Origin of the sequence: Tepidimonas ignava (assembly GCF_004342625.1) — a bacterium.
Classification (GTDB): domain Bacteria; phylum Pseudomonadota; class Gammaproteobacteria; order Burkholderiales; family Burkholderiaceae_C; genus Tepidimonas; species Tepidimonas ignava.
This window is the reverse complement of the sequence record NZ_SMAH01000018.1, coordinates 31479-42808: the sequence shown is the minus strand read 5'-3', so window position 1 is coordinate 42808 and position 11330 is coordinate 31479. Positions and strand designations below refer to the sequence as shown.

10 protein-coding genes are annotated in these 11330 nt (G+C 69.2%); 7 read left to right on the top strand and 3 right to left on the bottom strand.

What is annotated here, in order from left to right:
- The coding region (locus EDC36_RS12060) for a thiosulfate oxidation carrier complex protein SoxZ (protein WP_207895080.1) at window positions 1–97 on the top strand (97 nt) is incomplete at its 5' end.
- A gap of 174 nt (window positions 98–271) precedes the next feature.
- Entirely contained in the window at window positions 272–2002 is a 1731-nt protein-coding gene (soxB, locus tag EDC36_RS12055; protein WP_132963514.1) for a thiosulfohydrolase SoxB, read from the top strand.
- A gap of 72 nt (window positions 2003–2074) precedes the next feature.
- Here the strand turns inward: soxB and EDC36_RS12050 are convergent, their stop codons facing one another.
- From EDC36_RS12050 to EDC36_RS12040, 3 genes are all read right to left on the bottom strand, one after another.
- Entirely contained in the window at window positions 2075–3229 is a 1155-nt protein-coding gene (locus EDC36_RS12050; protein WP_132963513.1) for an alpha-hydroxy acid oxidase, read from the bottom strand.
- Between the two features lie 132 nt (window positions 3230–3361).
- Window positions 3362–3859, bottom strand: coding sequence for a hemerythrin domain-containing protein (locus EDC36_RS12045; protein ID WP_132963512.1), 498 nt, complete (start codon window positions 3857–3859; stop codon window positions 3362–3364).
- Window positions 3860–3937: 78 nt separating this feature from the next.
- Complete coding sequence (locus tag EDC36_RS12040; RefSeq protein ID WP_132963511.1) at window positions 3938–6961, bottom strand: Rne/Rng family ribonuclease; 3024 nt, start codon at window positions 6959–6961, stop codon at window positions 3938–3940.
- A gap of 599 nt (window positions 6962–7560) precedes the next feature.
- Here EDC36_RS12040 and EDC36_RS12035 point away from each other — a divergent pair.
- From EDC36_RS12035 to lexA, 5 genes are all read left to right on the top strand, one after another.
- Window positions 7561–8532: an RluA family pseudouridine synthase gene (locus EDC36_RS12035; protein ID WP_132963510.1), complete on the top strand. Its 972-nt coding sequence runs from the start codon at window positions 7561–7563 to the stop codon at window positions 8530–8532.
- 71 nt (window positions 8533–8603) lie between these two features.
- A complete protein-coding gene (locus EDC36_RS12030) occupies window positions 8604–8912 on the top strand; it encodes an H-NS histone family protein (protein WP_132963509.1) in 309 nt (102 codons plus the stop codon).
- Window positions 8913–9000: 88 nt separating this feature from the next.
- Complete coding sequence (locus EDC36_RS12025; protein ID WP_132963508.1) at window positions 9001–9681, top strand: HAD family hydrolase; 681 nt, start codon at window positions 9001–9003, stop codon at window positions 9679–9681.
- A gap of 15 nt (window positions 9682–9696) precedes the next feature.
- A complete protein-coding gene (gene ylqF / locus EDC36_RS12020) occupies window positions 9697–10641 on the top strand; it encodes a ribosome biogenesis GTPase YlqF (RefSeq protein WP_132963507.1) in 945 nt (314 codons plus the stop codon).
- A gap of 19 nt (window positions 10642–10660) precedes the next feature.
- Window positions 10661–11326, top strand: a complete 666-nt coding sequence (gene lexA / locus EDC36_RS12015; RefSeq protein ID WP_132963506.1) for a transcriptional repressor LexA — start codon at window positions 10661–10663, stop codon at window positions 11324–11326.
- Window positions 11327–11330 lie beyond the last annotated feature (4 nt).

The following is an 11330-nucleotide window of genomic DNA, read 5'->3' as shown; positions in this document are numbered from 1 at the left end:
CTTCAAGTTCAAGGGTGGGGCCAAGGGCGACAAGGTGGTGGTCAAGTGGACCGACAACAAGGGCGAGTCCCGCACCGACGAAGCCACCATCGCCTGACGGCGGCGCGGTGACACGTCAAGGGCTGCGCACCGTGTCCGCCCACACCGCGGCGGCGCAGGCAGCCCTTCTTCAGGGGTCAGACAGCACCATCTCGAGGTGGCGCACTGGCCCCTTTGTGTTGAAGCGGCGCGGCCCACCGTGGGGCGCCGCACGATCCAGGAGTCGCAACCCATGAGTTTTAGCCGTCGAGAGTTTTTGCAGGTGCTGGCCGTGGCCAGCGCGTCGGGCATGGCCATCGCGTCGGAAGATGCGCTGGCGGCCAAACCCGGCGCGGGTGAGCGCCTGTACCACGTGCCCAAGTTCGGCAACGTGAGCTTTTTGCACTTCACCGACTGCCACGCGCAGCTGATGCCGATTTACTTCCGCGAACCCAACGTCAACATCGGCCTGGGTGAAGCGTTTGGGCGCGCGCCCCACATCGTGGGTGAGCACCTGCTCAAGTATTTCAACATCAAGCCCGGCACCGCGGCGGCGCATGCGTTCACCTACCTGAACTTCGAGCGCGCCGCCAAGACCTACGGCAAAGTGGGCGGCTTTGCGCACCTGCGCACGCTGGTCAAGATGCTCAAGGCCAGCCGGCCGCACGCGTTGCTGTGCGACGGCGGCGACACCTGGCAGGGCTCGGCCACGTCGCTGTGGACCAACGCGCAAGACATGGTGGATGCCTGCAAGCTCTTGGGCGTCAACATCATGACCCCGCACTGGGAGTTCACCTTCGGGGCTCAGCGCGTCAAGGAAATCGTCGAAAAGGATTTCAAAGGGCACATCGACTTCGTCGCCCACAACGTCAAGACGGCCGACTTCGAGGAGCTCGTCTTCGAGCCCTACGTCATCAAAGAACAAAACGGCGTGCCGGTGGCGGTCATTGGGCAGGCGTTCCCGTACACCCCGATCGCCAACCCGCGCTACATGGTGCCGGACTGGACCTTTGGCATCCGCGACGACCACATGCAGAAAATGGTCGACGAGGTGCGCGCCAAGGGGGCGCAGGTGGTCGTGGTGTTGTCGCACAACGGCATGGACGTCGACATCAAGATGGCCTCGCGCGTGCGCGGCATCGACGCCATTCTGGGCGGGCACACGCACGACGGCATGCCCGCGCCGGTCATCGTCAAGAACGGCGGCGGGCAAACCCTCGTGACCAACGCCGGCTCCAACGGCAAGTTTTTGGGCGTGCTGGACTTCGACGTGCGTGGCGGCAAGGTGCAGGGCTACCAATACCGTCTGCTGCCGGTGTTCGCCAACCTGCTGCCGGCCGACGCCGAGATGGCCGCCTACATCGACAAGGTGCGTGCGCCGTACAAGGCCAAGCTGGAAGAAAAGCTGGCCGTCACCGAGGGCGTGCTGTACCGTCGCGGCAACTTCAACGGCACCTGGGACCAGCTCATCTGCGAGGCGCTGATGGAAGTCAAGGGCGCCGACGCGGCGTTCTCGCCGGGGGTGCGTTGGGGCACCAGCCTGCTGCCGGGCGACGTCATCACCTACGAGCGCATGATGGACCAGATGGCCATCACCTACCCGACGACGACGCTCAACGAGTTCACCGGCGCGCAGATCAAGGAGATCATGGAAGATATCGCCGACAACCTGTTCAACCCCGACCCGTACTACCAGCAGGGCGGCGACATGGTGCGTGTCGGTGGCATCGAGTACACGATCGAGCCGGCCGCGCCGATGGGCAAGCGCATCCAAAACCTGATGATCCGCGGCAAGCCGATGGACGCCGACAAGAAGTACAAGGTCGCCGGCTGGGCCTCGGTGCAGGAGGGGGTGCAGGGCACCGCCGAGCCAATCTGGGACGTGGTGGGCAAGTACCTGCGCGACAAGAAGGTCATTGGGCGCATGAAGCTCAACCAGCCCAAGCTGATCGGCATGGAAAACAACCCTGGCGTGGTGCTGTGACCGACGCCGCGCCACGGCCCCGTGCCGTGGCGCCCCTGCCGAGCCAAGGCGCCCGATGGGCGCCTTGGTCGTTCAGGCGGTGGGGTAGGTGCCTTCGACCAGCACCGAGCGGTCCACCGTTTCGATGTCGGTGTGGCCGGTGAACGCCATCGTCAGCTCGAGCTCGCGGTGGATGATCTGCAGCGCCTTGGTCACGCCGGCTTCGCCCATCGCGCCCAACCCGTACAAGAAGGCTCGCCCGATGTAGGTGCCGCGCGCGCCCAGCGCCCGCGCTTTGAGCACGTCCTGGCCGCTGCGGATGCCGCTGTCCATGTGGATTTCGATCTGGCCGCCCACCGCGTCGACGATGCGCGGCAGCGCGCGGATGGCCGACTCCGCGCCGTCCAACTGGCGGCCGCCGTGGTTGCTGACGACAATAGCGTCGGCCCCGCTTTGCACCGCCAGGCGCGCGTCGATCGGGTCCATGATGCCTTTGAGGATCAGCTTGCCACCCCAGCGGTTTTTGATCCATTCGACATCGCGCCAGTTGAGCGTAGGGTCGAACTGCTGCTGCGTCCAGGCGGACAGGCTGCTCATGTCGTCCACGCCCTTGACGTGGCCGACGATGTTGCCAAACTGGCGCCGCGGCGTGCGCAGCATGTTCCAGCACCAACGCGGTTTGGTGGCCAGGTTGATCAGGTTGGCCAGCGTCGGCTTGGGCGGCGCGGACAGGCCGTTTTTCAGGTCCTTGTGGCGCTGGCCGAGGATTTGCAGGTCCAGCGTCAGCACCAGCGCGCCACAGCCGGCGGCCTTGGCACGGTCGATCAGGCGCGCGACGAAGTCGCGGTCGCGCATCACGTACAGCTGGAACCAAAAGCCACGCCCGGCGTGCTCGGCCACGTCCTCGATCGAGCAAATGCTCATCGTCGACAACGTGAACGGCACCCCAAAGGCGCGCGCCGCGCGTGCGGCCAGAATCTCGCCGTCGGCATGCTGCATGCCGGTCAGGCCCGTGGGGGCCAGCGCCACCGGCATGGCCACGGGCTGGCCCACCATCGTGGTGCGGGTGCTGCGCGGCTCCATCGGCACGGCCACACGCTGGCGCAGCCGGATCGGTTGAAAGTCCTGTTCGTTGGCGCGGTAGGTGCTCTCAGTCCAGGCGCCGCTGTCGGCGTAGTCGTAAAACATGCGCGGCACACGCCGCTGCGCCAGCCGGCGCAGATCCTCGATGCAGGTGATGACGGTCATGACGCTCGTGGCCTCCTCGTGCTGTGGGGTGGCCCATCGTAGCGCCAGGCGGCGTCGCGTGCTGTTGAAAACGTGACCGGTGGTTGTGAAAAACCGCCGTGGCCTGCGTGGCAAGCCGGCAAGTTGGGTGCCTCAGCTGCAGTGCACGCTGCCGCAGCCGCTCATCGTGGCGGGGCGCACCCGGCTGGGGTCGGCCAGGGTTTCGGTGCTGGAATCGAACCCCACCTGGCGCATGTGCAGCGCCAACCCCGCGTCCATCGTTTGGGCGTGCATCGGAAACCACTCGGCCAGCGCAGCGGCCATGCGGCCGATGATGTCGGTGTCGCCCTCCAGATGGTGCTGTTCGACCTTGCGCATCATGTCCAGGATTTCGGCGTGGTGGCGCGCATGGCAGTTGTCGGCGGCAAAGCCCACCGCGACCATCCAGCGCTCTTCGCGCGCAAAGTGCGCTTCGGTGTGGGCGATCAGCGCACGGTACGGCTCGAGTTGCGCTTCGGGCGGCAGGGCGCGCAAGGCGGCCAGCTGCTGCACAAATTCCTCGTGCGTGGCGTCCATGCGGGCGTCGCCGGTGGCCAGCTGCGCGCTCCACTCCAGCGGCGGCACGTCGGGAAAGGTGTCGGTGGTGCTCATGATTCGCGTAGCTTAGGCCGGACGGTGCCGGCGCGGTGTTGACGTGCATCAACACCGCGCGCGGGCGCGGCGGGGCGCTCAAGCCTGGGTGTCGAATGGGAAGCGCATCGTGCGCAAGTCACGTTGGGTTTCCACCAGCACCAGCGGGCCTTCGTCCAACGCGGGCGCCGGTGGACGCTCGCGCGGCACGCGCGCGGGCGGCGGCTCAGCCGCGATCGCAGCCTGCGCCGCGGCCACCCGCTCGGGGTCGGATTGCACCCACTGCAGCCCCGCCTCGGCGGCCAAGCGCGCCAGCTCGTCCACCGGCAGCGCGTAGCGGTTGGCCGCTGTCGCGGCGGGCGGCTGCACCGTGGCTTGCGGCATCGGCGCCGGCTCGGGCGCGGGCTCGGCGGTGGCGCCCGCCGCCGCGGCTTCGGTCGTCGCCGCCATAGGCGCGGGCGGGTGGGTCGTCTCGACCACAGCCGGCGCGGCGGCCTCGGCACCCTCGGCGTCGGTTGACGTCACGGCCGGCGCCGTGGGTTCGACCGCCTGCGCCACCGGCGCGAAGTACGACCGGCGCGGCGTGGGGTTGGCCGGCGGCTCGCGGTCCATCTGGCGCTCTTCCTGGTCGGCGGGCGCTGCGGCGGCCGGGGTGGCCTCTGCGCCCGTGGTGTCGCGGCGCTCGCGCTGGCGGCCGTAGCGGTCGCGGCTGCGGCGTTCGCGCGGTGCACCGTCGGCCCCTTGGCCCGTCGCGTCAGGGGTGGACGTTGCCTCGGTCACGGGTGCGTCGGCGTCGTCCGGCCGCGGCGGCGTCGGTGCCGGCTGCGGGCTGTCCGGCGTGGCGGCGCTGGGCTCGCCAACGGCCTCGGTCTGGTTGTCCGCCCCGCGTCCGCGGCGTCCGCGGCGGCGCCGCTCGCGGCTGCGCTCGGCGGGCGCGCCCTCGGCTGGCGGCGCGGCATCGCTGCCGGGGGCGCCGGCCGTGGCGTCGGATGGCGCGCCGGTCACGCCGTCGGTGTCGGGCGCCGCAGCCGCCGGCGCACGCTCGGGCCGGTGGGGGCGTGCGGGGCGTTCGCGCCGTGCGGGGGCGTTGGCTTCAGCCTCCGCGGGGGTGGGCGTGGCCGCCGTGCGCGGCGCGTCTGCGGCGTCGCCGCGCGCCGCCGCCGGGGTGCGGGGAGCGCGCTCGGGTCGCGCACCCACCCCGTCGCCTTCGGAACGCGGCGGTCGGTCGCCGTGGCGTCCACCACGCCGGTTGCGGCCACGGCGCTCGTCCGCGCCGGCGGCCGTGGCGCCCGTGGGCGCAGCGTCAACGGCGGGCGTGGGCGCGGCCTGTGTGCGGGGGGGTGTCGGCTGGGGGGCTGTCGGCGGCAGTTGCAGGCCGAACAGGCGGCGCAACCAGGCAAAGAAGCCTTTGTCGGTCTGGGCCGCCGCGGCGATCGGGGCGGGGGCGGCCACAGCGGCCGGGATCGGGGCCGCAGGCGCCATGGGCGCGGGCTGCGGCTTGGGCGTGGCCACCGGCGCGGGCGTGTCGGGCAGCACCCCCTTGATGATCGGCTCCTGGCGGTTGGTGCGCTCCTGGCTGCGGCGCGTCACCAGCGCCACGTCCTCGACGATGTCGGCCAGCTTGTAGCTGGCGTCCAGGTTGTCCAGCCGCGGGTCATCGTGCTTGAGCCGCTCGAGTTTGTAGTTGGGCGTCTCCAGCGACTTGTTGGGCACCAGCAGCACGCTGATGCGTTGCTTGAGCTCGATTTTGGTGATTTCGACCCGCTTTTCGTTGAGCAGGAAGCTGGCCACGTCCACCGGCACCTGCACCAGCACCGCGGCGGTGTTGTCCTTGAGCGATTCTTCCTGAATGACGCGCAGGATTTGCAGTGCCGAGGATTCGGTGTCGCGGATGTGGCCCGAGCCGCCGCAGCGCGGGCAGGGGATCGAGGCGCCCTCGGACAGCGTCGGGCGCAGGCGCTGGCGGCTCATCTCCAACAGGCCAAATTTGCTGATCGGGGCAAACTGCACGCGCGCGCGGTCCTGCTTGAGCGCTTCGCGCAGGCGGTTTTCGACTTCACGACGGTTTTTGCTGTCTTCCATGTCGATGAAGTCGATGACGATCAGGCCCCCCAGGTCGCGCAGGCGGGCCTGGCGCGCCACTTCGTCAGCCGCTTCCAGGTTGGTGCGCAGCGCGGTCTCCTCGATGTCGCCGCCCTTGATCGCGCGCGCCGAGTTGACGTCGATGGCCACCAGCGCCTCGGTTTGGTCGATGACGATGGCCCCGCCCGACGGCAGCGTCACCGTGCGGCTGTAGGCGGTCTCGATCTGGTGCTCGATCTGGAAGCGCGAAAACAGCGGCGCGTTGTCACGGTAGCGCTTGACGCGGTTGACGTACTCGGGCATCACGTGCGACATGAAGCCGCGCGCCTGCTCGTAAATGTCGTCGGTGTCGATGAGGATTTCGCCGATGTCGCTGTTGAAGTAGTCGCGGATGGCGCGAATGACCAGCGTCGATTCCTGGTAAATCAGCTCCGGCTTGCTCAGCGCCTTGGCCGCGCCTTCGATGGCGTTCCACAGTTTGAGCAGGTAGTTCAAGTCCCACTGCAGTTCAGCGGCTTCGCGCCCAATGCCGGCGGTGCGCGCGATGATGCTCATGCCACTGGGGTATTCGAGTTTGTCCAGCGTGGCCTTGAGTTCGGCGCGGTCTTCGCCTTCGATGCGGCGGCTGACCCCTCCGCCGCGCGGGTTGTTGGGCATCAACACCACGTAGCGCCCCGCCAGGCTGATGAAGGTGGTCAGCGCCGCGCCTTTGTTGCCGCGCTCTTCCTTTTCCACCTGCACCAGCAGTTCCTGGCCTTCCTTGATGACGTCCTGGATGCGTGCCTGCGACGGCGGCACGTTGCCCTGAAAATACTGTTTGGAGATTTCCTTGAACGGCAAAAAGCCGTGGCGGTCTTCGCCGTAGTCGACGAAGCAGGCCTCCAGCGAAGGCTCGACGCGCGTCACCACCGCCTTGTAGATATTGCCCTTGCGCTGCTCGCGCCCTTCGATTTCGACTTCGTAGTCGAGCAGTTTTTGCCCGTCCACGATCGCCAGGCGGCGCTCTTCGGCCTGCGTGGCGTTGATCAACATGCGTTTCATGGTGTCGTCCGTTTCTCGATCACGATGACAAACGCGCCCTGCATCAGGGCGCCGGGTCAGCCGCGAACCGGGGGCCGATCGAGCGAACGACTGGGAATTGCCGGAGAGCCGTTGGGCGCAGCGTCAGGCGATGCCCCGCCGACGGCGGGGCAGGGCGCAGCAGACGCGCCACGGCGTGGGCGCGTGGAGCACGGTGAGCGTTGGGGACGGGCCGTAGTCGATCACGGGGCACTCGTCACGTGGGTCACTGGTGTCCGCGTGCAGCCTGATGGTACGAAGGCTGCACGTTGGGGGTATTCCGTACGGGTTCGCTGCAAAAGGCATCGGTTCGTTCGCCGCCGGGCAAGCGCCACACAGAGCGCGGTGCATCATGGCCAACGCTGTCCTGTGGGCACCTGCGCGCGCGGGCGAACACATCGGCGCGCTTTGCCTGGGTCGGGCTCAATGAGGGCGGCAGCGTGGCGTACACTCGCAGCCCCAACGCTGTAGGCGCGCCCAAGGGCGCCCGATCAGGCCATCACATTATACGGGGCAAGTGGGTGGGCGGCGCAGCCAGGCCGCGCGTGCCCCCTTGCCCCTGCCGACCCGAGCCGCCACGCATGAACGAAGCCGCCACCGTGCGCCACTGGACGGTCGACGCCGAGTCGGCCGGTCAGCGCCTGGACAACTATTTGTTGCGCGAACTCAAAGGGGCGCCAAAGTCCCTGATTTACCGCATCATTCGCAGCGGCGAGGTGCGTGTCAACAAAGCCCGTGCGCACGCCGACACGCGCCTGAGCGCGGGCGACGTGGTGCGGGTGCCGCCGTTGCGCCTGCCCGCGCAGCCACCCGCACCCGCCGTGCCGCCGCGCGAATTTGCGCTGCTGTACGAGGACGCGTGGCTGCTGGCCATCGACAAGCCGGCCGGCGTGGCGGTGCACGGCGGCAGTGGGGTGTCGTTTGGGGTGATCGAGCAGTTGCGGCGCGCGCGGCCCCAGGCGCCGCTGCTGGAGCTGGTGCACCGGCTCGACCGCGAAACCAGCGGGGTGCTGCTGGTGGCCAAAAAGCGCAGCGCGCTCAAGGCGTTGCAGGACCAGTTCCGAGCCCGCAGCACGGGCAAAACCTACCTCGCGCTGGTGCGCGGCGTGTGGCCGGCGGCGCGCAAGGTGATCGATGCGCCGCTGCACAAATACCTGCTGCCCGACGGCGAGCGCCGCGTGCGGGTCACGACGGCCGACGACCCGCAGGCGCAACCCGCGTTGTCGTTGGTGCGGGTGTTGGGGCCGGTGCAGCCGCCGGCGGACGGCGCCTCGATCGGGCCAATGACGCTGTTGGCCGTCACGATCAAAACCGGCCGCACGCACCAGATTCGGGTGCATCTGGCGCACGCCGGCCACCCGATCGCGGGCGATGATAAATACGGCGATTTCGCCTGGAACCGGTCGCTGGCGCGCTGTGGTTTGCAGCGCATGTTTTTGCATGCGTGGCAGTTGCAGATTCGCCATCCGGTCGAAGATCGGCTATTGTCGTTGACGGCGCCGCTGCCGCCGGAATTGCTGCGTTGGGGTGACGTGGCGCGGTTTTTTGTTTAGAATACGCGCGCCACGCATGCCAAGCATGGCAAAACCGACTTTTACAACATCAGCAAACAGGAACGTCGAACATGCCTACGTACGCCGAACTCAAAGCCCAAGCCGAAGCCCTGTTGCGTCAGGCCGAAGAGATGCGCCAGCAAGAGCGTGCTGGTGTGATCGCCGAGCTGCGCGCCAAAATGGCCGAATACGGCATCACGGCGGAAGAATTGGCCGGCGGTGCACGCGGCCGTCGCCGTGCCAGCCGCAGCAAGGCCGAACCCAAATACCGCGGCCCCAACGGCGAAACCTGGTCGGGCGGCCCCGGTCGCAAGCCGGAATGGGTGCGCCAGATCCTGGCCGCCGGTGGCGATCTGGAACAATACCGCATCGCGCGCTGACGTCCCGTCCGCTGTGCGAGCATGGCTGGCCCGCCGGGCCAGCCGCCTGAAGGCGCGCCATGCGCCTTTTTTGTCGTTGTCAACACCGATGGACCACCCTGCACCAACCGCCGCGCCGCGCCGCTTCGACTTGATCGTGTTCGACTGGGATGGCACGCTGTTCGATTCGACGGCGCTGATCGTGCAGTGCATCCAGGCCGCGGTGCGTGACGTGGGTGGACGTGAGCCGCCGCGCGAGCGCGCGGCGTGGGTGATCGGCATGGGGCTGCAGCAGGCGTTGGCGCACGCCGCCCCCGACGTGCCACCGCAGCGCCACGCCGAGCTGGTGCGGCGCTACCAGTACCATTGGTTTGCGCGCCAGCACGAAGTCACGCTGTTCGAAGGGGTGCTGCCGCTGCTGCACGGCTTGCGCGCGCGTGGGCACCGCTTGGGCGTGGCCACCGGCAAAAGCCGCCGCGGGCTGGACGCGGCCCTGCAGTCGGTGGCGCTGCACGGCCTGTTCGACGCCACCCGCACCGCCGACGAGACCGCCAGCAAGCCCCACCCGCAAATGCTGCTGGAACTCATGGACGAACTGGGCACGCCGCCCGAGCGCACGTTGATGATCGGCGACACCACGCACGACCTGCTGCTGGCGCGCAACGCGGGGTGCGCCGCGTTGGCCGTCAATTACGGGGCGCACGCCCACGACGAGCTGGCCGCGCACGCGCCGCTGGCGGTGGTCCATTCGGTGGCCGAGCTGCAGCACTGGCTGCACACGCACGCTTGAGCCTGGGGCACGGCGATGGCGATTCAATGGTTTCCCGGACACATGCACGCCACGCGCAAGGCGCTGGCCGAGCGGCTCTCCACCACCGACGTGGTGATCGAGCTGCTCGATGCACGCTTGCCCGGCTCCAGCGCCAACCCACTGTTGGCGCAGCTCATCGGCGCCAAACCGACGCTCAAGGTGCTCAACAAAGAGGATTTGGCCGACCCGGCGCGCACCGCCGAGTGGTTGGCGCACTACGGCGCGCAGCCCGGCACGCGCGCGCTGGCGCTGCAGGCGCAGCAGCCGGGGCTGGCGCGCTTGCTGGTGGCCGAATGCCGCCGTTTGGCGCCGCAGCGCGGCGGCATGGCCAAGCCGTTGCGGGTGCTGATCGCGGGCATCCCCAACGTGGGCAAGTCCACGCTGCTCAACACGCTGCTGGGGCGCCGCGTGGCGCGCGCTGCCGACGAGCCAGGGGTGACCCGCCACGAACAGCGCGTGGCGCTGGCCGACGACGTCTACCTGTACGACACCCCTGGGTTGTTGTGGCCCAAAATTGTGGCGCCGGAGTCAGGCTGGCGGCTGGCCGCCAGCGGCGCCATCGGGCGCAACGCCTACGACGAGGAGGCGGTGGCGCTGGAGCTGTTGCGCTACCTGCAACAGGCCTACCCGACCCAACTGGCGCAGCGCTACCGGCTCGGCACGGGCGCGGACGCGGTGGCGGCGCTGCCGGCGCATGAGCTGCTGGCGGCCATCGGGCGCAAGCGCGGCGCACTGCTGCCCGGCGGACGCATCGATGGCCACAAAGCCGGCGAGGTGGTGCTGGCCGACCTGCGCAGCGGGGCGCTGGGCCGCATCACGCTGGAGACGCCCCCGGCGTTCGAAGCCTGGATGGCCGCCGCGCGCGCGGCCGAGGCGCAGCGCCAAGCCGAGCGTCAGGCGCGTCGGCGCCGCCCACCGGGGGATGACCCGCCGGGCTGAGGGCTGCTAAAGTGCCGCCATGGCAGCCGAGCATCGCCCCCGCCGCGGCGGGCACGCTTTGGATGGTCGCGCCGACGGCTTGACGGCGCGCCAGCGCGAGGTGTTGGACTTTATCGAGCGCTGTGTGCAGGCGCACGGCGCGCCGCCGACGCGCGCCGAAATCGCGCAGGCGTTTGGGTTTCGCTCGCCCAACGCGGCCCAAGCGCACTTGCGCGCGCTGCAACGCAAGGGCGTGCTGGCGTTGCGCGACGGCAGCGCGCGGGGCATCCAGTTGGCGCACGCCCCGGCGCAGGATGTGTTGCAACTGCCGCTGGTGGGGCGGGTGGCGGCGGGTTCGCCGATCCTGGCGCAGGAGCACGTCGAGGCGGTGTACCCGGCCGATGCGCGCTGGTTTGCCCGCCGGCCCGACTACCTGCTGCGCGTGCGCGGCTGGTCGATGCGCGACGCCGGTATCCACGACGGCGACCTGGTGGCGGTGCAGGCCGTGCGTGAGGCGCGGCCCGGCCAAATCGTCGTGGCCCGGCTGGGCGAGGACGTGACGGTCAAGCGGCTGCAGCGCCATGGCCAGGGGTGGCGTCTGCAGGCTGCCCATCCCGAGGTGGCGGACATCATCGTCAGGCCCGACGAGCCGTTGGTCATCGAGGGTGTGGTGGTCGGCTTGGTGCGCCCGCACGGTTGGCCGTAACCGG